The organism is Paenarthrobacter sp. C1, from assembly GCF_049315185.1.
GTDB classification, from domain to species: domain Bacteria; phylum Actinomycetota; class Actinomycetes; order Actinomycetales; family Micrococcaceae; genus Arthrobacter; species Arthrobacter nicotinovorans.
This window is the reverse complement of record NZ_CP186052.1, coordinates 802367-823569: the sequence shown is the minus strand read 5'-3', so window position 1 is coordinate 823569 and position 21203 is coordinate 802367. Positions and strand designations below refer to the sequence as shown.

At 64.1% G+C, this 21203-nt stretch carries 17 protein-coding genes and 1 pseudogene; 10 read left to right on the top strand and 8 right to left on the bottom strand.

Annotated features, from left to right (window positions below):
* Positions 1 to 216: 216 nt before the first annotated feature.
* Positions 217 to 963: an IclR family transcriptional regulator gene (locus ACNAOU_RS04015; protein ID WP_422758083.1), complete on the bottom strand. Its 747-nt coding sequence runs from the start codon at positions 961 to 963 to the stop codon at positions 217 to 219.
* Complete coding sequence (locus ACNAOU_RS04010; RefSeq protein ID WP_422758082.1) at positions 926 to 1756, bottom strand: IclR family transcriptional regulator; 831 nt, start codon at positions 1754 to 1756, stop codon at positions 926 to 928. The genes ACNAOU_RS04015 and ACNAOU_RS04010 overlap by 38 nt, the downstream gene beginning before the upstream one ends.
* Before the next feature lie 146 nt (positions 1757 to 1902).
* Here ACNAOU_RS04010 and ACNAOU_RS04005 point away from each other — a divergent pair, with 146 nt between their 5' ends.
* Positions 1903 to 3381 (top strand): NAD-dependent succinate-semialdehyde dehydrogenase, encoded by a 1479-nt coding sequence (locus ACNAOU_RS04005; RefSeq protein ID WP_422758081.1) that lies wholly within the window; start codon positions 1903 to 1905, stop codon positions 3379 to 3381.
* A 344-nt stretch (positions 3382 to 3725) separates the two neighbouring features.
* On the opposite strand, the gene ACNAOU_RS04000 is transcribed toward ACNAOU_RS04005, so the two are convergent.
* Genes ACNAOU_RS04000 through ACNAOU_RS03990 form a run of 3 tightly spaced genes read right to left on the bottom strand, consistent with a single transcriptional unit; the run spans position 3726 to position 7698 of the window.
* A complete protein-coding gene (locus tag ACNAOU_RS04000; protein WP_422758079.1) occupies positions 3726 to 5234 on the bottom strand; it encodes a carboxyl transferase domain-containing protein in 1509 nt (502 codons plus the stop codon).
* Positions 5227 to 6453: a CaiB/BaiF CoA transferase family protein gene (locus ACNAOU_RS03995; protein ID WP_422758078.1), complete on the bottom strand. Its 1227-nt coding sequence runs from the start codon at positions 6451 to 6453 to the stop codon at positions 5227 to 5229. Before ACNAOU_RS03995 ends, ACNAOU_RS04000 begins: the two co-directional genes overlap by 8 nt.
* A gap of 18 nt (positions 6454 to 6471) precedes the next feature.
* Positions 6472 to 7698, bottom strand: coding sequence for an amidohydrolase (locus tag ACNAOU_RS03990; RefSeq protein WP_422758077.1), 1227 nt, complete (start codon positions 7696 to 7698; stop codon positions 6472 to 6474).
* 291 nt (positions 7699 to 7989) lie between these two features.
* Here ACNAOU_RS03990 and ACNAOU_RS03985 point away from each other — a divergent pair, with 291 nt between their 5' ends.
* Entirely contained in the window at positions 7990 to 9438 is a 1449-nt protein-coding gene (locus ACNAOU_RS03985; RefSeq protein WP_422758075.1) for an amidase family protein, read from the top strand.
* Here the strand turns inward: ACNAOU_RS03985 and ACNAOU_RS03980 are convergent.
* Positions 9419 to 10375 (bottom strand): Lrp/AsnC family transcriptional regulator, encoded by a 957-nt coding sequence (locus tag ACNAOU_RS03980; protein WP_079581514.1) that lies wholly within the window; start codon positions 10373 to 10375, stop codon positions 9419 to 9421. The genes ACNAOU_RS03985 and ACNAOU_RS03980 overlap by 20 nt on opposite strands.
* Positions 10376 to 10453: 78 nt before the next feature.
* The gene (locus tag ACNAOU_RS03975) at positions 10454 to 12118 is read right to left on the bottom strand and encodes an alkaline phosphatase D family protein (protein WP_422758074.1); all 1665 of its coding nucleotides are present in this window, start codon (positions 12116 to 12118) and stop codon (positions 10454 to 10456) included.
* Between the two features lie 87 nt (positions 12119 to 12205).
* Here ACNAOU_RS03975 and ACNAOU_RS03970 point away from each other — a divergent pair.
* Positions 12206 to 12402, top strand: a pseudogene (locus ACNAOU_RS03970) (hypothetical protein); the annotation flags it as partial.
* A 108-nt stretch (positions 12403 to 12510) separates the two neighbouring features.
* Here the strand turns inward: ACNAOU_RS03970 and ACNAOU_RS03965 are convergent.
* Positions 12511 to 13587, bottom strand: coding sequence for a LacI family DNA-binding transcriptional regulator (locus ACNAOU_RS03965; RefSeq protein ID WP_422758072.1), 1077 nt, complete (start codon positions 13585 to 13587; stop codon positions 12511 to 12513).
* A gap of 329 nt (positions 13588 to 13916) precedes the next feature.
* On the opposite strand from ACNAOU_RS03965, the gene ACNAOU_RS03960 reads away from it, so the two are divergent.
* The 7 genes from ACNAOU_RS03960 (at position 13917) to ACNAOU_RS03930 (ending at position 21189) form a co-directional block, all read left to right on the top strand.
* A complete protein-coding gene (locus ACNAOU_RS03960) occupies positions 13917 to 15077 on the top strand; it encodes a substrate-binding domain-containing protein (protein WP_018777917.1) in 1161 nt (386 codons plus the stop codon).
* A 55-nt stretch (positions 15078 to 15132) separates the two neighbouring features.
* Positions 15133 to 16641 (top strand): sugar ABC transporter ATP-binding protein, encoded by a 1509-nt coding sequence (locus tag ACNAOU_RS03955; protein WP_422758071.1) that lies wholly within the window; start codon positions 15133 to 15135, stop codon positions 16639 to 16641.
* 3 nt (positions 16642 to 16644) lie between these two features.
* Positions 16645 to 17631, top strand: a complete 987-nt coding sequence (locus ACNAOU_RS03950) for an ABC transporter permease (RefSeq protein WP_079581516.1) — start codon at positions 16645 to 16647, stop codon at positions 17629 to 17631.
* A 6-nt stretch (positions 17632 to 17637) separates the two neighbouring features.
* Positions 17638 to 18789 carry a Gfo/Idh/MocA family protein gene (locus ACNAOU_RS03945; RefSeq protein WP_039239755.1) on the top strand — a complete coding sequence of 384 codons (1152 nt, stop codon included), beginning with the start codon at positions 17638 to 17640 and terminating at the stop codon, positions 18787 to 18789.
* Positions 18786 to 19601, top strand: a complete 816-nt coding sequence (locus ACNAOU_RS03940) for a sugar phosphate isomerase/epimerase family protein (RefSeq protein WP_422758070.1) — start codon at positions 18786 to 18788, stop codon at positions 19599 to 19601. Before ACNAOU_RS03945 ends, ACNAOU_RS03940 begins: the two co-directional genes overlap by 4 nt.
* Before the next feature lie 28 nt (positions 19602 to 19629).
* Positions 19630 to 20802: a Gfo/Idh/MocA family protein gene (locus tag ACNAOU_RS03935; RefSeq protein WP_422758069.1), complete on the top strand. Its 1173-nt coding sequence runs from the start codon at positions 19630 to 19632 to the stop codon at positions 20800 to 20802.
* A gap of 69 nt (positions 20803 to 20871) precedes the next feature.
* Positions 20872 to 21189, top strand: coding sequence for a putative quinol monooxygenase (locus ACNAOU_RS03930; RefSeq protein ID WP_018777923.1), 318 nt, complete (start codon positions 20872 to 20874; stop codon positions 21187 to 21189).
* Positions 21190 to 21203 lie beyond the last annotated feature (14 nt).

Sequence of the window (21203 nt, the reverse complement as noted above, 5' to 3'; positions counted from 1 at the left end):
CAAATGTATCGCCCTGCGGACAGTTTGTCTATGAAATGAGAATTAAATGTTTGTGCAGGAAACCCGGGCTCCCGACGGCGGCGCCCCTCCCCGCCGTGGCGCCACAAAGGGCACAATAAAAGAGCCCCCTTTGCGGGGGCTGGAAATAGGGTGGCGGTGAAGGTTCGGGCGACGGCCGGGCGTCAGCGGCCGGGGCCGGTCCGTCCCGGCCGGGTGTCACCGACTGGCTTTGAGCGCTTCCTGGATCCTGCCTGCAGACATCAAAAGCTCAGAAGCATACTGAGACTCGTTCCCCAGAATGTCGTCAGTCAGCCCAGCCAGCGATATGGCGCAACTGACCTTGCCGTCCGGGCCGAAGACGGGAGCGCCCAGAGCCGATACTCCCGCGGTCACGTCCTCGCGCGACACACTGTAACCGCGCTGGCGAATCTCCTTGCCGTCGCGCTCCAGAGCCTCAAGCGAGGTCAGCGTATTCGGCGTCAACTTCTCAAGGCTGAGACCGGACAATCCCTCAAGGAGGCCCGGAGAATACGCCAAAACTGCCCGGCTGGTTGCCCCTGCATTTACCGGGAGCGTACCTCCGGGGCTGAGGGCCAGCAGGGAGACGCGGGTGCCCCTCACCCATTCCAGGCATGCCACAGTGTTTTCCCGTGGAGCGCAGAGATATACAGTTTGGCCAGTGACGCGGTTAAGTCGCTGAAGTTCACCTTGTGCCGCCCTGGCTTCAGGGAGGGTGTCCAGAACCGCACGCGCCAGGTGCAGTACTTCCACGCCGAGTTGGATGCGTCCATCCTCTGCAGTTGAGGTGAGGCCGACCAGCCTCAACGCATCGGTCAGCCTGTAGACGCTGGGCCGCGGCATATCGAGCTCCTCAGCCAACTCGCTGATGGGCAGGGCTCCCCCGTCTGCGAGAGAATGCAGCAGCTTACTGCTCTTGGCTAGCAACTGAATTGGCTTGGCCACGGTTCACCCTTCCTGTGAATGACTTTGAACCCAGCTTCAGGCTCACTGCGTGCGCCGCCTGGGTCACCAAGGCCACCACGTCAATATCTCCGGAGAACAGACGACCGGAGAGTCCGCTGATCGACAGCGCAGCCACGACGTGCCCCTTGTGGTCGAAGATCGGGGCACCAACGCCACCGATGCCGTCAACCCAATCTGCTTCGGCCACCGCCACACCGCTTGCCGCGGTTTCATCGAGGAGCCGCACCAGCTGCTCCCGTTCCGGCGCGATCGCGCTGACGGGGGCCCGGGACGCGGCGTCGCGAAGGTATCGGGCCACGAAGTCGGGGCTTTCAAAAGCCAGAATGGCCCGCGGGGCAACACCCTCGCCAAGTGGCAACGACTCCCCCAGCCGAAGGCTATGGATCTGGACGTCGCGTCCGTCGATTCTCTCTATGCACACGGCCGACATTCCGCGGCGAATACAGAGGAAGACCGTCTCCCCGGTGGCCTCATGCAGGCGCGTGAGTTCCGGCAGGGCCAGGCGTCGGACATCCAATTGAGCTTCCAGCCGGGCCCCCAGCCAGAGGAAGTCCAGGCCAAGGCGGAACTTGCCGCGCTTGCTGCCTTGCTCCACCCACCCAACGGCGTCCAAGGAGGACAGCAAGCGGTACAGGGAACTGACCGGTTCGCCCGTGGCGTCGGACAACTGCCCCACAGTGAGCTCCCCGGAAGCGGCCAGCGCCTGAAGAACGGCCACCGACTTGGTGATCAGGCCCATGCCACCGACGGAGGCCTCACCAGTGTCAGTCATTTTGTTTCTCTCACCTCGCGGACAACCCTTGGACATTGACGATACGGGGCGCTCCAGCCGCAAGCAAGCAGAAAACTTCTCGTAGTGCAGACAACTTGTCCGCAAGGCGATATAATTGGACACACCATCCAGCAAGGAGAACAAAGATGACCACTGCTTCGCGCGAGAGCGAGCTGCTCGCCTCCGTACCCACTGGCTTGTTGATTGGCGGCGACTGGCGCGCCGCCACCTCAGGTGCCACGTTCGACGTCGAAGATCCCGCCACCGGCAAGGTCCTGGTGAGCATCGCGGACGCTGGGCCTGAGGACAGTCTGGCCGCACTTGACGCCGCAGCGGCTGCGCAGGCTCCATGGGCGGCCGTTGCGCCCAGGGAACGCGGTGAGATCCTGCGCCGCGCCTTCGAATTGGTCACGGCGCGGGCAGAAGACTTTGCCCTGCTGATGACCCTTGAAATGGGCAAGCCGCTGGCCGAGGCCAGGGGCGAAGTGGCCTATGGGGCCGAATTCCTCCGCTGGTTTTCGGAAGAAGCCGTCCGCGCCTCGGGCCGCTACTCGGTTTCTCCCGACGGGAAGTCCCGGCTTTTGGTTCAAAAGAAGCCGGTAGGTCCCTGCCTTCTGATAACACCGTGGAACTTCCCCCTGGCAATGGCCACCAGGAAGATCGCTCCCGCCGTGGCCGCCGGATGCACCATGGTGCTCAAGCCCGCGAGGTTGACTCCTCTGACATCACAGCTTTTCGCGCAGGTCATGCAGGAGGCCGGCCTCCCCCCGGGCGTCCTCAACGTCGTCCCATCCACCAGGGCGGGCGCCACCACCGGACCGCTGATCAAGGACTCCCGGCTCCGGAAGCTCTCCTTCACCGGTTCAACCGAGGTCGGCAGGCGACTGCTGTCAGATGCCGCCGAGACGGTGCTGCGCACATCGATGGAGTTGGGTGGGAATGCACCGTTCGTCGTCTTCGACGATGCGGACATAGATGCCGCTGTTGAAGGGGCCATGCTGGCGAAGCTGCGGAACATGGGCGAAGCGTGCACTGCGGCCAACCGGTTCATCGTCCAGGATTCGGTGGCTGATGAATTTACGGAAAAGTTCGCAGCCCGCATGGCGTCGATGACCACCGCGCGCGGAACGGAACCGGGCTCCACTGTGGGGCCTCTGATCGATGCCAAGAGCAGGGACAAAGTCCACTCGCTGGTGACTGATGCAGTATCCGCCGGCGCAACGGTCGTCACGGGCGGGACCACCGTGGACGGGCCGGGATACTTCTACGCGCCAACTATCCTCGCGGGAGTTACCGAGGGATCACCCATTCTCTCCGAGGAAATATTCGGCCCCGTCGCGCCAATCGTCACCTTCTCAACCGAGGAGGAAGCGGTCAGGCTGGCAAACAACACCGAGTACGGGCTTGCAGCCTACGTCTTTACCAAGGACCTGGACCGCGGGCTGAGGATGGGAGAGAAACTTGAGACGGGCATGCTGGGCTTGAACGCGGGCGTCATCTCCAATGCAGCGGCTCCCTTCGGTGGAGTGAAGCAATCCGGCCTGGGCCGTGAAGGCGGAGCCGAAGGCATCGAGGAATACCTCTCCACCCAGTACATCGGCATTGCAGTTCCAGCTGGGGCTTAGGCGCGGCACCAAAGCTGCAGCTGCGGTCCGCGGACGCACCGTTGAGTCGACGTCGGGCCGCAGCGCAGCAGGGCAACCGGGATGAGATGGGCAAAGAGCCACCTTGATGGCCGGGAATGGGAAGCTGACGAGTTTGACCGCCAGGCGGTGGACTTCCAGTGTCAGCTGCGAGGCACCTTGAGTTGTATTGCGTGCGGTGCCCCAGCAGTATTTCAGTCTTCATCGGCCAAACGACGGCCCACGTTCAGCGCCAGCCATCGGCATGGTTGTGTGGTGAGGACGCCAGGATGGGGCGTCTTTCGGTACCTCACGTGAGACGGCCAGGCGGCAATAACTCCCGCAACTCAGCTAACCAGCGCCCGGTATTTGGCCCGCCTTTGGTGAAGCCCGGGAGCACCGCTTCGCGCGAGTCCCAAGAGTTCGACGGCGATCGTCTCACCCAGGCGGTCACAGAACTCCATCGGGGCCGCGGCGGCATCCGGGACTTCCTCCACCACCGCATCCACCACACCACTGGCTGCGAGCGCGGCCGCGGTGATGCCCTGACTTCCTGCGAGCGCCGCGGCGTGCGCGGTGGTCCGGTGGACGATGGCACTGGCTCCTTCCGGTGGCAGCGGGGCCAGCCAGGCGTTCTGTGCCGCTATGGTCCGGTCGGCCGGCAGGAGGGCCAGTGCCCCTCCCCCTGTCCCTTGCCCCAGCAAGACTGACAACGTAGGAATCCCCACTCCGAGGAGGTCGTACAACGAGCGGGCGATCTCAGCGGCGAGCCCGCCTTCTTCGGCCTCCCGGGAGAGGGAGGCCCCCGGTGTGTCGATAACGGTGACCAGCGGCAGCCGCAGTTCCTTGGCCAGACGCATCCCGCGCCGGGCATCCCGCAGCGAGGCCGGTCCCATCGCGTTGTTGCGTTGATGCCCCACCAGCACGCACGAGGTGGCGCCGAATCGGGCAAGGGCCACCAGCATGCCGTGGTCTTTGGTGCCATCACCCGCCCCACGCAGCAACACAACACTGCCCGCGGCATGCCGCAGGAGTTCAGCAGTGGATGGCCGCAGGGGATCCCGGGAACGGAGGACGGACTCCCAAGCAGTCTGCCCGGCTGCCCCGGCCGTGGCGGAGCTGGTGGACGGCAGCGCACCGCCGGCCACCACGTGCCCGGGCTCAAGCAGATCCAGCACCCGCCCAAAGTAGTCCCCCAACCCTTCAGGCGGAACCACGGCGTCCACCAATCCGTGGTCGAAGAGGTTCTCCGCCGTTTGGACACCTGAGGGAAAAGCCTCTCCATGCAGTGCCTCATAGACGCGCGGGCCCAGGAAACCCAGGAGCGCACCCGGCTCTGCAACGGTCACATGTCCCAGCGAACCCCACGATGCCATGACCCCACCCGTGGTCGGATGCCGGAGGTACACCAAGTACGGCAGGCCCGCGGTTCGATGTTCCTGCACGGCCGCCACGATGTCCACCATGCCCAGGAACGCAGGGGTTCCCTCCTGCATGCGCGTCCCCCCGGATGCAGGCATCGCCACCAGCGGCAGCCCAAGCCCGGTGGCACGTTCGACGGCGGACACCAACCTTTGGGCGGCATCGCGCCCGATGGACCCGGCCAGGAAAGCGAAGTCGGAAACCACGACGGCGACCCGATGGTTCCGTATCCGGCCCTCCCCGGTGAGAACGGATTCGTCGCTGCCGGACTTGCCCCGGGCCGCTGCCAGGTCGGCCGCATACCCGGTGTTTCGGGTCCCGTCGCCTGCCACCCCGCGAACCGGGGCGTCCCACGAAAGGTAGCTCCCGGCGTCGAGCATTGTCTCCAGCAGTTCGCGCGCGCCGAGGCGCCGTCGCGTAGCCGTTTCAGTCATCAATGTCCTCCCCCGCGAGCCAGCCCCGGATCTCCTCGTTGTGCTGGTTGAGCACCGGAGGCGCACAATGGGCTCGCCGGGTGGCTTCCGCCCCGGAGACGTTGTCGAAGAAACGCAGCGGCGGTCCGGGCAGCGTGACAGCTCCGAGCACCGGGTGGTCAACGTCGATCAGCAGGCCTTGCGAAGCCAGTTGCGGCCACTCATAGACCTCTTTCAAGGAGCGCACCTTCCCGGCGGGAATTCCCGCGCCGGCAAGTTTCGCCAGCAACGGTTCGGCGTCGTAGTCGGCAAACGCTGTTTCGACTACGTCGATCACGTGCGTGCGGTTCCGCACCCGATCAGCGTTGGTGGCAACGCCGTCGGCCGTGGGATCAAGGCCAAAGGCGGAGGTGAAGGCCGCCCACAGCTTCTCGCTGCCGACACTGATCTGCACACTTCCGTTACGGCAACGGAAGAGCCCATACGGCGCGATGGAGGGGTGGTGGTTGCCCTGGGCTTCCGGGGATTCGCCGGCTACCGTGACTTTGGTTCCCTGGAACGCGTGGACTCCCACCAGTGATGCCAGTAGCGACGTCCGCACCACCTGTCCACGGCCGGTTTGTTCACGCTCCAGCAGGGCCGCGACCACCCCGTAGGCCCCGTACATGCCGGAGAGCAGGTCCGCGATGGGCACCCCCACACGTTGTGGATCATCGGGTCCCGAGCCCGTCAGGGACATGAGCCCGGCCTCACCCTGGAGGATCTGGTCGTAACCGCTGCGCTGTGATTCGGGACCATCGTGGCCAAATCCGGTGATGGACAGGATCACCAGGCGCGGGTTGATCCTGTGCATGGCGTCGGTGCTGAAGCCCAACCGGTCCAGGACCCCGGGCCGGAAGTTCTCCACCACCACGTCGGCCCGTTCCAGGAGTTGGCGCAGGACTGTCCGGCCGTCTTCGCTCTTGAGGTCCAGGGCCAGGGACTCCTTGTTTCGGTTGCAGGAGAGGAAGTAGGTGGCCTGTGGATCGTCCTCGGGGCCGACGAAAGGCGGACCCCACCCGCGGGTGTCATCCCCCGTGCCAGGATTCTCGATCTTGATGACCCGTGCTCCCAGGTCGCCCATCATCATGGCCGCATGCGGGCCTGCGAGCGCCCGGCTGAGGTCCACCACGAGCCTGCCGGAAAGCGGGCCGCCGGTGTCCTGAAGCGCAGGTGCCGGTTCGGTCAATGCTGAAGTCATAGGGACGCTCCTTGCAGCTCAGTTGCCCAGGCGGGACAGGAGGACGGCGACGGCGGCAGAGACTCCCCCGGTCAGGGAACCCTCCAGCTCGGGAGCGAAGAAGGGCGAATGGTTGACCGGGACTGGTCCCGGACCGTCGAACACAGCACCCGGCGTACCGCCGAACATCCAGAACACGGAAGGGACGCCAATGGCCGTACCCAGGTGTCCAAAGTCTTCGCTGCCCATCATGGGCGGGGTCACCTCGACAGACTCAGCCCCCAACGCATCTCGCAGTGCCTCCAAAACAGAAGGAACGGCGTCGGGGTCGTTGTAGCACTGCGGGAAGCGGTACAGCTCTTCGATCTTCGGGCCCGGTGCTCCGGAGGCAGCTGCCTCGGCCTCAATGATGCGTCGGACGGCGGTCAGGACCTGGCCTCGGACCTCTTCGTCGAAGGTGCGGATGTTGAGGGTGAACTCAGCCGAAGCCGGGATGATGTTCTCCTTCAGGCCGGCATGGAAGGTTCCAACCGTTACGACGGCGGACTTCCGTGGATCCAGCTCGCGGGACACGATGGTCTGCAGCCGGGTAACCATGTGGGCTGCCATGACGATGGGATCGATGGAGTCCTGGGGCTGCGAGCCGTGCGACTGCTGTCCGTGGACCGTCACGCGGAGGGAATCAGCCATTGCTGCCACCGGACCGCTGGAAATCGATACTGTGCCCACGGGCCGTGGCATGACGTGCTGCCCGAACACGACCTCCGGGCGGGGAGCCCTGTCCCAGAGCCCGTCCTCCAGCATGGCCAGCGCCCCGGCGGCCGTTTCTTCACCGGGCTGGAAAATCAGCACCAGCGTCCCTGACCAGGCGTCCTGGTTTCCGGCGAGGATTTCCGCAGCTCCCAACAGGCTGGCCACGTGGGTGTCGTGGCCGCAGCCGTGCATCACCGGAACCTCGGAACCGTCCAGCATTCCCGTGTCCGTGCTGGCGTAGTCCAGGCCCGTGGCCTCTTCGATGGGCAGCCCATCGGTGTCCGCGCGGAACGCGACTACGGGCCCCTCACCGTTGCGCAGGATGCCGACCACCCCTGTCCCGCCGCAGCGGAAGTGGTCCACACCGAGCCGGTCCAGCTGTTCCTCGATAAGGGCAGCCGTGGCGTGCTCCTGCATGGAGAGTTCGGGGTGTGCGTGGAGCCTGCGGTACAGCTCGTGGAGCGCCGTGGTCTGTTCGGTATCGAGGTGGAGGACAGTGGCTGTTTGCGTCATGGTCTTCTTCTTTCTGCTGCGTGCTGACGGTGTGGGGGGCGGCGGCGGCTACTCGATGTGGATCGGCGTGGCGGCCGCAACCTGCTTTCCGCGGAAGAACGCCCATCGACCGGATCGGCCAGTGGGTTAGCAACACCTTCCGCTATGAGCCGGATCACACACAATAGCTGACGGAATCCGCCAAATATCTGGCCGAAACAGTCAAACGATGCCGCTTGGGCGGGGCGCCCTTCCGGGGTGCGATGTGACTCGGCACACTTTCAGCAAGCGAATATCCAGCAAAGGAGCACCATGTCCAGCACCATTGGCGAGCTGTCCGCCGTCGAACTCACCGCCGCGATCCGCAGCAAGGAAATCTCGGCGCGCGAAGCCCTGGACGATCATCTCCAGCGGATTTCGGATGTGAACCCGGTGATCAACGCCGTGGTGACGTTGGATGCCGAAGGCGCACGTGCCCTGGCGCTCAATGCCGATCAGCTGACGGCGTCCGGGGCCGAACTGCCTCCCCTGCATGGCCTGCCCATGACCCATAAGGACACCAACAACACCGCCGGCATGCGCACCACCCAAGGCTCCCTGGCGTTGCGCGACTTCGTGCCCGATGCCGACGACCTCATCATTGCGCGGCTCAAGTCGGCGGGCGTCGTCAGCACCGGCAAGTCCAACGTTCCCGAGTTCGGAGCCGGATCACACACGTTCAACGACCTCTTCGGAACCACCACCAACCCGTACGCGCCCGCCCTGAGCGCCGGGGGCAGCAGTGGCGGGGTGGCCGCCGTCGTCGCTTCCCGGATCCAGGCGATCGGCGACGGCAGCGACATGGGCGGTTCGCTCCGGATCCCGGCTTCGTTCTGCAACGTGGTGGGCTTCCGGCCGTCGACGGCGGTGATCCCCATGCCGTCCGACGTCAACGCCTATGCGTGGCTGGGAAGGACAGGGCCTATGGCCCGCAGCGTGGAGGACATTGCGTTGTTCATGTCCGTGACCGCAGGCAGCGATCCCCGGGTACCGCACCCCGAAGGGCTGGATCCCAAGGTTTTCCGCTCCAGCTTGGAGACGGACATGCGGGGTGTGCGGATCGGCTGGTCCCGGGATTTCGGGATCGGCGTGCCGGTGGAACCGGAGATCCTGGAGCACCTGGAACGGCAGTTGTCGGTGTTCGCAGACCTGGGTGCGATCGTGGAGGAAGCAACGCCGGACTTCAGCGAGGCTGACCTCGTTTTCGGGAACACCCGGGCCATGGACTTCGCCGCAGGACTGGGCCCGATCCTGGAGCGTTCCGGTGACGTCATCAAGCCGGAAGTGCATTGGAACGTGAACAAGGGGTTCGCGCTGACTGCCCGGGACCTCATCGAAACCACGGCTGCCAGGACTCGCCTGGAACGCAGCGTGCAGGAGTTCTTCGGCCGCTTCGATCTCTTCGCAAGCCCCTGCGCCCAGGTCCTTCCCTTCGACGCTACGCTTCGTTATCCCGACGACGTCGCGGGCGTTGCCTCCGAAACCTACCTGGACTGGATGCGCTCGGCGTGCCTGTTGTCCGCTACGGGGCTCCCCGTCCTCAGCGTCCCCGCCGGCTTCAGCTCCGCCGGGCTGCCCATCGGGCTTCAACTCGCTTCCAACCACTACACCGATATGCAGCTTCTCCGCTATGGGCGCGCCTTCGAGCAGCAGACGGGGTACGCCGCCGTCGCCCCTGTTGTCACAGCAGAACCGGCACGGCTTACGACGGCGAGCGCATGAGCCGACCACCGCGCTTGCGGGCATCGAGCAGGATGGAAACGTCCACGCCAGCGGCGTTCCGGGCCCATTCCGAATCGGTGATGAAGCGATAGAGGGACGACATGTCCTCCACAGTGACGTCGGCCATGATCTGATAGTCGCCGGCAATTGCCGCAGCATAGCGGACAGTGGGGAGCTCCGCGAGGCTCTTGCCCACCGGCTCGACCTGGTGCGGCGACGCCCGGATCCACAGCAGGGCCTCGACACCAAGACCGAAAGCGGCAGGCTCAACGATCGCCCGCAAGTGGACCTGGTTGTTGGTCAGCAGCCATTCGCTGCGCCGACGCGCCGTAGCCTCGGAAACACCAACCCGTCGCCCCAGCGCTTCGAAACTCATCCGGCCATCGGCGCACAGCGCATCGATGAGCTCGTTGTCCTGGCGGCTGAGCTCCTGCCGCGGAACCAGGACGCCCGAATCAGGGGTCAGGGCTGAACGGAATGCCTCTACCCGGTCAGCGGTGAGGATCTCAGGCCGCCAACCTCGGATAGTGCGGAAGTACCGAAGAACGGGATAGCTGGTGGAATCGCGTAAACCAATAGTGGACGGCAACTCATCGGACAGGACGGTGCCCATACGGGACGGTTCGGTGAGGATCTCGGCCACACAGTCGCCGGTTCCCGTGGTGGTGTAGACGAACGTCGTGTCATTGCGCTGCGACAAGGCCTGAGCGGCGGCACGGACCGTTCCAGGCATGCATCGCATCTGCACCAGCACTACAGCGGGCCTGGGGCGAATCCCGACAACGGCCACCGCACCGGATTCCAGCAGCTGCGATCCACGGCGCGCCACTGTCCGCTCGGCTTCCCCGAGCACCGCGGCCATCTTGCGCCACGGGCAGCGGGGGTCCAACTGCAAGGCGGCAACGATCTGCCGTTCCAAGGGGTCAAACAGCACCATGCGCGCTCCGTCCGCTCCGGTTCATGGGTACGGGTCAATTTGACCACGGACTCCCGGAGCGGCGGAGCGCGGCGACGGTCAGCGTTCGGGGCTGAGCACCTTCGAGAACACCGCAGCTCCATTGGCGTTGCGCAGACTCACGGTGAACGAATCATCCGAACCGAGTTCCACATGCCCGAAGAACTGGTTCTCCCCGTTGCGCGGGGACTCACCCGGGAACCGGCCCGCCTTGGAAAACACGACGTCCGGCCCGAAGGTCCCGTCCATGTCGTTCGGGCCGAAAGAGCCGGCGTTGATGGGCCCCGCAACGAACTCCCAGAATGGCTGGAAGTCCTTGAAGGATGCCCGCTCCGGAGAATAATGGTGGGCGGCGCAGTAGTGGACGTCGGCGGTGAGCCACACCGTGTTCTTCACGCCATACTTCTTGAAGGCGCTCAAAACCCCGGCGATCTCCAGTTCCCGGCCCAGCGGCGCACCATTGTCCCGGTTGGACAGGCTCTCCTGGTTCACGGGACCGTCAGGCACCACGATGCCCAAGGGCAGGTCCGCGGCGATGACCTTCCAGGTGGCCTTGGACTGCCGGACTTCCTTGATCAGCCAGTCCACCTGCTCCTGGCCCAGGATGTTGGTGGTGTAGGGCTCCTTGCCGTCGGTGTTCGGCGACTTGTACGTCCGCATGTCCAGGCAGAAGATGTCCAGTTGCGGGCCGCGCGGAATCTTGCGGTAGATGCGTGCGGGCTGGTACTGGCCGGCGTCGTAGGTTCCGGGGCGCCACAGTGCCGCCGAGTCCGCGATCGGCATGTTCTCCTGCCACGCCTGCCGCCCGCGCGCGGCGAGGACGTCGACGTTGCGTTCGGTATAGCGCGCGTCGTCCAGGACCTGGCCCGGGTACCAGTTGTTGTGCGTTTCGTGGTCGTCCCACTGCGCGATGACCGGCACGTCGGCGAACAAGGAACGCATGTTGGCGTCGAGGGAGTTGTAGCGGTGCCGGCCCCGGAATTCCTTGAGGGTTTCGGCTACTTTGGAGACTTCCTCGGTGACGATGTTGCGCCAGACCTGGCCGTCCTTCTCGGTTACTGATTCCGCGATGGGGCCGTCGGCGTAGATGGTATCTCCCGAATGGATGAAGAAGTCCGGGCGGACGTCATGCATGGCCTTGTAACCGCGCATGCCGCCGATCTCCTCGTTGATGCCCCAGCCTTGGCCGGCGGTATCGCCGGTCCAGACGAAGGACTGGGAGGACGACGCCGGCCTGCCGCCTCCGCGGCCTCCCGACGGGTCGCCGTCGTTGGGTTCCTTGTTTCCGGGCGCCGTGCTGAAAGTGCCTTGCCCGGCTTCGCCCATGCCGTTCTCATCCTCAAAGTTCAGCTCCAGCCTGAACCTTGTGCCCGCAGGCAGTCCCTTGGCGTGGATTTTCGCGGTGAAGTCACTGGCTTCCGTGGCCAGGGGTCCACGAATGGTTCGGCTGAACCCGTAGCGTCCACGCAGGAGCTCCCCGGCGTCGTCGATGGCGTTGAGGGTGGCGGTGAGACGTCCGGGTCCTGAGGCGCGCGACCACAGGACGGCCGAATCCGTGGTGACGTCCCCGGTGGCAATGCCCGTGGGGAGCGTGAGTCGCTTGCGGACCAGCGGGATGGCTGCAGGTGCTGCGCCGGCCGGGCCGGCGGCCCCTACGGTGAGGCCGGCCAGCGTAAGGCCGGCGAGGGAGGACTTGACGAGGGTGCGGCGTGAAAAGTCGGTCATGGCATCCACCCTTTCCGGCCGTCATGAACGGAATGTGAGGGTGGGGTGAAGATTTTCGTGGGTTGCCAGTCCTGAAGGGAGCACACCTTGATTGAAACAGCCACACCTTACGTCGCCGAAAAGACCGGCAAAAGAGAGTCTGCAGAGGCTTTGCGGGCCCGGATCCCGGGGTGGGGTGCCGATCTCGACCCCGCCGCCCCTCCTACCCCCGCGAACAGCCAGGCATCGAGACTGGCGCGCACTGGGACTTCCCCGAGCGCCAGCCTGAGAAATGGCCCCGGGAAGCGAAAGCCGGATCGTCCACTGGCTGCTGCTCGTTGCAGGCGCCGTCGTCGTGCTCAGGTCCCAACGGAAGGTCCGCTCAAGCTGACCTGCCAGCAGGACCCTGAAGGCTAGGTATCTCTTCCTGAATGGCGTGTTGCCCGCGTGGAACTTTCGCGCACAACAAGGGTGGGCGATATCGGGGTGCGGTCAACCTCCCGCCCCTCCATGGCGCCCAGGAGGACCTCCATGCTCATGTGCGCCAGGGCTGTGAAGTCCTGACGCACAGTGGTCAGCGGGGGCAGGAAATAGTCTGAACCTTCGATGTCGTCGAATCCCACCACACTGACGTCCTCCGGGACACGGATTCCATTTTCGGTCAAGGCCCGTATGAGTCCGAGTGCCGTATGGTCGCTGGCTGCAAAAACAGCTTGGGGAACCTTTCCCTCCCGGACAAGGCGGAGGCCGGTTTCATAGGCCCATCGGGGACTCCAATCGCCCTCCAGGCACAGCCCCGGCGGAAGTCCGGCGTCACCCAGGGCTGCCTCCCAGCCGCGTTTGCGCACGCGCCCGTCAAACCAGTCCATGGAGCCTGCCAAGTGCGCGATGTCGGTGTGGCCGAGGTCGATGAGGTGCTGGGTGGCGAGCCGGGCTCCGAGTTCCTGGTTTTCCGAGTAGGTGAAGACATTCGGAGTTGATGACGCTCCTGCCGCGATCATTTCCACGGGTACCCGGCAGGAGGCATTCCAGACAGCCGACGCCATGTCGACCAAGGGTGCGACGACGATGATGCCCCCAACGCCGGTGTCGTCCAGAGTGTCCAAGGCCGCCTGCACGGACTCGTCGTAGGGTTTATCCACGCTGATGACTGTTGTGGCATACCCCTTCTTCCGTGCAACGGTTTCCAGGGCCATGAGTGTCCCTACCGGACCGAACCGCGGGGAACCATCAGAGAGCAGCCCGATGGATGTTGACCGGTTGGTGACAAGGGCAGTGGCTGCCCGGTTCCTGCGGTAGCCGATGTCCTTTATGGCCTGCAGGACGCGTTCCCGGGTGGCCGCACTCACGTCCGGGGCGTTGTTCAGGACGCGGGAGACAGTACCAAAGGACACGCCCGCAATCTCCGCCACATCGTTGATGGTCGGCTTCCGCCGCAACGTGGCTCCTGTTTGCCCGTTCGCTCCACGTGGAACCGTTATGCCTGACACGCTCTCTCCTGTCCCCACACCGTCCAACCGGGCCGATGCGTACCAATACTACGTGCGCCCGTCCCATCCGGTTACTTCGAAATGGGCGGGGCGTGATGTTTGACACTCTCTACCGTAAACGTTTACGATCGGTTCCGTAAACGTTCACGGAACTCCCGTAAGCGATTACGGTCCGGGTTCACCAAGGATGAAGCGGACCGCCCCCGCAGACTCTTCGGCGTCCACCATCGACGGTTCCGCCGGAAAGGGTCCGTCCGCCCTAACAACGGTTGCAGGCGCGCTCGTTCCCGCCCTCCACCACCACATCCCCTCATAAGCACTGGAGAACAATGATGATCCGCAGGCTTCCCCTCGTGGCTTTGGCCGCAGTCCTGTCACTTTCCGTAGCCTCGTGCAGCAGCTCGGCGGCGAGCACGTCGAACGCACCCGACGCCGGCGTGTCCGAAAAGGCCCAGCAGGCTCTCGACAAGATCAAGGGCCAGGTCCTGAGCAAGGGCCCCAACGGCGAATCCCCCTCCCCGGCATCCGTGTCAGATCTGACGCCGGAGGAGATCGAGAAGATCAAGGCACTCAACGCCAAGGCCGCAATCGTGATGCACTACGGCGGCAACGACTGGGCAACGGCCCAGGTCAACGGCCTCAAGAGTGAATTCGAAAAGCTCGGCATCAAGGTCATCGCGACAACGGACGCGAATTTCAAGCCGGACAAGCAGGTTTCGGATATCGAGACCGTCATGACGCAGGACCCGGATGTCATCGTCTCCATCCCCACGGACCCGGTGGCCACGGCCTCCGCGTACAAAAAGGCTGCGGCTGCCGGCACAAAGCTCGTCTTCATGGACAACGTCCCCCAGGGTCTGACTCCCGGCACGGACTACGTTTCAGTTGTTTCGGCTGACAACTACGGCAACGGCGTCGTCTCCGCTCACCAGATGGCCAAAGCCCTGGGCGGCAAGGGAAAGATCGGCCTCGTGTTTCACCAAGCCGACTTCTTCGTGACCAAGCAGCGACACGAAGGGTTCAAGGAGACTATCGCCAAGGAATACCCCGACATCCAGATCGTCGAAGAAAAGGGCATCGCGGGCCCGGACTTCGCTGGAGACGCACAGGCTGCTGCCAACGCGATGATCAGCAAGTACCCTGACCTGGCCGGCATCTGGGCCGTGTGGGACGTCCCGGCTGAAGGCGTCATGGCGGCGGCCCGCGCGGCCGGCCGGCAGGACCTGAAAATCGCCACGGAGGACCTCGGCAAGAACGTGGCCATCGCCCTGGCCAAGGACGAACTCGTCGTCGGCCTCGGCGCCCAGGTTCCGTTCGACCAGGGTGTCACCGAAGCCCGGCTCGCGGCAGGAGCACTTCTCGGCAAGCAAGCACCTCCGTACGTGGCCCTGAGCGCCCTCCCTGTTGACCACTCGAACGTCCTTGAAGCCTGGAAGCAGGTCTACCACGAGGACGCTCCCAAGGACATCCAGGACTCCTACAAGAAGTAGCCAGATCCTACGGTGCGGGGGCCCAGGCCCCCGCACCGCGCCGAAAGGGCGGGAAATGAACACCGCAGACAATGTCGTCGAGATGCGCTCGATATCCAAGGCCTTCAACGGCGTGTCCGTTCTGAAGGATGTCGGCTTCGATGTCCGCAAGGGCGAGGTCCACGCACTGGCCGGGGGCAACGGGGCCGGGAAGTCCACCCTCATGAAGATCCTCCAGGGCGTCTACCAGACGGATGCCGGAGAAATCCTCATTGGCGGCAAACCGGCCGCCATCAACTCGATCCAGGATGCGAAGTCCGCCGGAATCGGGATGGTTTTCCAGGAATTCAGCCTCGTACCCAGCCTTACCGTTGCCCAGAACATCTTCCTTGGCGCAGAGCCGCTCGGCCGGGGCGGCCTCATCGATGACCGCGCCGCGGTGCGACGGGCCAAGGAAGTCTTCGCCGAGATGGAGGTCGACGTCGACGCCGGCGCCCAGGTCTCGCGGCTTGGCACCGCCTATTGGCAGCTGACCGAAATCGCCAAAGCCCTCGCGCAGAACGCACAAGTGCTGATCATGGATGAGCCCACGGCAAGTTTGGCCCGGCACGAGTCCGAGGCGCTCTTCGAATTGATCGACCGCCTCAAGCAGCGCGGAATCTCCATCATCTACATCTCCCACCGCATGGATGAGGTGTACAGGTTGGCGGACCGGATCACCATCCTGCGCGATGGAAGGCACCTCTTCACCGAGCCACTGACGGAGGTCACTCCCGAACAAATCGTCGAAGGAATCGTGGGCAAGAAGGTCGAGGGCCAACTTTCCTATCGGGCGCGGAACGATGTGGGCACCGACGTCGAGCCACTGCTGGAAGTGCGCGGGCTGAACGCGGGCCTACGGGTCCGGGACGTTTCTTTCGCACTGCGGCCCGGCGAAATCCTCGGCCTGGCCGGGCTCATGGGCAGCGGGCGGACAGAACTCGCGCGGGCACTTTTCGGCATCGACAAACTGGACAGCGGGCAGGTCCTCATCCGGGGCAGGAAAGTTACCCTGGCATCTCCGCAGCAGGCCATCAACGCCGGTATCGCCCTTGTCCCGGAGGATCGCAGGGCACAAGGCCTCGTCCTGGAACACTCGGTCCAGGACAACCTGCTGCTGCCGCTCCTGAAGCACATTCAGCGTGGCCCCCTTCTTGATGGCGCCAAGGGCAACGAGTTGTCCGCGTCGCTGATCAAGAGGTTCGCAGTCAAGGTCGCCCACCCCCACCGGCCCGTGCGGCTGCTCTCGGGCGGCAACCAACAAAAGGTGGTCATCGCCAAGTGGCTGGGCACCGATCCCGACATCCTGATCCTCGATGAGCCGACGGCCGGCGTCGACATTGGCACCAAGAGCGAAATCCTGGACATGATCCGCGAACTGGCAAGCGATGGCAAAGCCATCATCGTCATCTCCTCCGAGTATCCCGAACTACTCGCGGTCAGCGACCGCGTCCTCGTCCTCAAGGACGGCTCCATCATCCGCGACATCCCCCGCAGCGACATTGCTGGCGAGGAATATCTACAACTTGCAGTCCAGGGAGTCTGAACAGTGAGCAAGACAAACACCATCGCGCCACGGGACACCGGGGCACCCCGCAACGTCGGCACCATCCTGAAGGACCTCGACTGGCGGCGCTACGTCATTTACATCGGCTTCGTCGTCGTCTTCCTGATCTTCGCGGTCCTGCTGCGCGACCAGGGATTCATGTCACCGAACAACCTGCTGAACATCTTCCGGCAGACGGCCACCATCACCGTCATCGCAGTGGGCATGACCTACGTCATCGCCTGCGCCGAGATCGACCTGAGCGTGGGATCCGTCGCCGGCCTCTCCAGCGTCTGCACCGCTATGGCCCTGTCCCAATGGGGCCTGGTCCCTGGCATACTTGCCGGCCTGGCCGTGGGCCTCGTGGTCGGATCGGTCAACGGCGCACTGGTCAGCCTCCTGGGCATCCCTTCCTTCCTCGTGACACTCGGCATGCTCGGCATTGCCGTGGGCGTCGCGCAGTGGATCACCGCTTCAGCGCCCCAGCCCATCCTGGACGACACCTTCAACGCGGTGTTCGGATCCGGGAACTTCGGACCCATTCCGGGCCTTGTGGTGTGGAGCGGCATCTTCGTAGCCATCGGCGCCGTCGTGCTTAACCGGACCAAATTCGGCCGGCAGGTCCTGGCTACGGGTGGCAACCGCAACGCCTCCGAATTCACTGGCATCAATACAAAGCGCATCAAGTTCCAGGTGCTGCTGATCTCCGGCATGGTTGCCAGTGTTGCCGGAATGCTCTACGCCGGCCGCCTCCAGTCCGGACGGTTCCAGTGGGGCGCCGGTGACGAACTCTCAGCCATCGCTGCGGTCATCCTCGGCGGGACCAGCCTCTTCGGCGGATTCGGCTCCATCATCGGAACCCTTTTCGGCGCCCTGTTGATCGGCCTGATCAACAACGGACTGATCCTTGCAGGCCTCGACAGCAGCCAGCAGCAAGTAGTGCGCGGAGCCATCATCATCCTTGCAGTCGCCCTCGCCCGGAAGAAGTGACAGTCCATGGCCTCCACACCACGTGCCGGGATTATCGGCACAGGATTCATGGGCACAGTCCACTCCCATGCCGTCCGGGCCGCAGGAAGCACGGTCAGTGCAGTAGCCGGGAGTAGTTTGGCCAGTGCCGAGGCCGCTGTGGCCCGATTGGGTGCACAGGCCGCGGCCGGCTCCCCCGAAGCCCTGATTGCCCGCGATGACGTGGACGTCGTCCACATCTGCACCCCAAACGCCACCCATGCGGACCTTGCACGCTTGGCCATCGCCGCCGGCAAGGCCGTCATCTGCGAGAAACCCCTGGCCACCACCATTGAGGATGCCAAGGAACTGACGGACCTTGCAGAACAGGCAAATGTGGTCACCGCCGTGCCCTTCGTCTACAGGTTCTATCCGGCAGTCCGGGAGGCCCGCGAGCGCATCCACAACGGGGAGGCAGGCCGCCTCTGGCTGCTGCACGGATCCTATCTGCAGGACTGGCTGGCAGGTGCAGCGGCAACAAACTGGCGGGTCGACTCCAAGCTCGGAGGAGCGTCCAGGGCCTTCGGTGACATCGGAGTGCACTGGTGCGACCTGATGGAGTTCACCACGGGACACCGCATCTCCAGGATCATGGCCAGTACAAGCCGGGCCCATGAACAACGCGAAAGCCTTGGCCAGTTGTCCCCGGTATCAACTGAGGACGGGGCAACACTGCTCTTCGAAACCGACAAGGGGGCCACCGGTTCGTTGGTGGTGAGCCAAGTTAGTCCAGGAAGAAAAAACCGCCTCTGGTTCTCTTTCGATGGAACTGCGGCATCGTTCAGCTTCAACCAGGAAACACCGGACACCCTGCACATTGGACGCGTGGATTCCACTTCGCACATTCCTGTGGGGCCGGAGACCCTGTCCACCCCGGGCGGCGGGCGCTACGCCAAGCTCCCGGCGGGTCACCCCCAGGGGTACCAGGACAGCTTCAACGCTTTCGTCGCTGACACCTATGCAGCTGTCCAAGGACACGAACCCGAGGGCCTGCCCACCTTCCGGGATGGCCTCCGGGCAGCACTCCTCACGGACGCAGTGGTTACCTCCGCGGCACGACAGTCATGGGTGGACGTTCCCACCGGCAACCTCTTCGATTTTCCCAGCTCTTCTCCGGCAGTTGAAAGGCAAATGCAATGAAACTCGGTTACTGTTCCATCACCTGGGGCGGGGTCGTCGGACACCCGCAAGGCGTGACCAGCGTCAAGGACCTTTTCTACATGACCCACGGATCCATGCGCGACGCCGTGCGTGACATCGCCGCCGTCGGCTATGAGGGCGTGGAGATGTTCGACGGAAACCTGGTCGAATATGCCGACAAGCCGGAGGAACTCAAAGAGATCCTCAGCAGCAACGGAGTCGTGCTGACGAGTGTCTACACGGGGGCCAACTTCATCTACGCCGACATCCTTCCCGACGAGATGCACCGAATCCAGAAGGCCGCAGAACTGGCTGCGAACTTCGGAGCTGAACGGCTGGTGGTTGGCGGCGGCGCGCGCCGGGCTGCTGGAACCACCGAACAGGACTATTACCTGCTGGGCCAGGCGCTGGACCGCGTAGCGGACATCGCGGAGAGCTTCGGCCTGTCCGCGAGCTACCACCCGCACCTCAGCACCATCGTGGAGAGCCCGGACGAGCTGGAAAAGCTCATGCCGCTGACCAGGATCGGGTTCTGCCCGGACACGGCGCACCTTGCGGCAGGCGGGGCGGACCCGGCCGCGGTTATCCGCAAGTACTCCGACAGAATCCAGCATGTCCACCTCAAGGACTTCCAACAAGACCCGTTCAACTTCCTCCCCCTGGGCGAAGGTGAGCTCGATTTCCCGGACATCATCGCTGCGATCCGGGAGAGCGCCTACGACAGCTGGCTCATGGTCGAACTCGACAACTACGACGGCGACCCCGCCGAAGCAGCAAAAATCAGCAAGAACTACCTCGAGACACTCCTCTAAGCAATCCTTACGGAAGGACCTGATCCACATGCAAAACCTCAACGTTGGCCTCATTGGTGGAGGCTTCATGGGCAAGGCCCACTCCTTGGCCTATGCCGCCATGCCCATGTTCTTCTGGCCTGCCCCGGCATTGCCGGTCCGCAAAGTCATCGCCGAGGCGAACCCCGAGCTGGCCGCAGAAGCCGCCAGGCGCTTCGGTTTCGAGAACTCGACCTCGGACTGGTGGTCCATCATCGACGATCCCGACATTCACGTCGTCGACATCGCGACGCCGAACCACCTTCACGCCGAAATCGCCATCGCCGCCGCCGAGGCGGGCAAGCACATCATTTGCGAGAAGCCCCTCGCACGCACCGGCGAAGAGTCCAAGGCCATGTATGACGCCGTCAAGGACAAGGACATCGTCCACATGGTCGCCTTCAACTACCGGCGCACTCCAGCCGTTGCACTGGCAAAGAAGTACATCGAAGAAGGTGCCATTGGCCAGATCCTCAGCTTCCGCGGAACCTATCTCCAGGACTGGAGCGCCGACCCGAACTCGCCGCTGTCATGGCGGTTCCAGAAGTCCATCGCAGGTTCCGGCGCGCTTGGCGATATCGCGACCCACGTCATAGACATGGCGCGGTACCTCGTGGGAGAGTTCAGGGCCGTCAACGCAGTCCTGTCGACGTGGATCCCCGAGCGGCCGCTCCAATCCGGCGGGGCCGATGCCCTCGGCACCGTTCGCGGCGGAGAGGGCCCGAAGGGCCCGGTTGACGTCGACGACGAAGTGATGACCATGATCCGTTTCGCAAATGGAGCGGTTGGATCGGTCGAAGCCACACGCAACGCGCACGGCAGGAACAACTACATCACCTTCGAAATCCATGGAACCGAAGGCAGCATCGTCTTCAACTACGAGCGGCGCGACGAGCTCCAGGTTTGCTTCGCTTCAGACCAAGCAGACCGTCGCGGGTTCCGGACCATCTACACAGGCCCGGCCCACCCCTACGGTGAGGGGCTGTGGCCCATTCCGGCCCTGGGCATCGGCTATGGAGAGACCAAGATCATCGAGGCCCATGACTTCTTCAAAGCCATCGCCGAAGGCGGAAGCGTTAGCCCCAACTTCGCCGACGGCTACCAAGTCGCCCTCATCGATGACGCGATCGTCGAATCCGCGGCCAAAGAGTCCTGGGTTGAGGTTCCACAAATCACCGATTGATCCCTTTCGGGAGGGACGGCGAAGTTCCGTCCCTCCCGGCCCCTCCGGCCCATCATCAAGGAAACAAGAATGACCAGCCCAACCCACAAAGAGCCCGCAGAAGTGTGGCTCATGCCGGTATTTATCGCCAAAGCAGGACGCGAAAGCGAGCTGCAAGGAGTCCTCAGCTCACTGCAGACGAACAGCCGCAAGGACCAGGGCTGCCTGGAGTACACCGTTTTCGCCGATGGGCAGCAGCCCGGCACCTTCGTCATGTTTGAAGGCTGGGCAAGTGCCGAGGATCTCGAAGCCCACAACCGGCAACAGCATGTGAAGGACTTTGTGGAAGCGGTAAAGACATTGCTGGAAGTGCCCTTCTCAGTGACCACCCTCGCGCCCATCAGGTGAAACGCCAGGTGCCC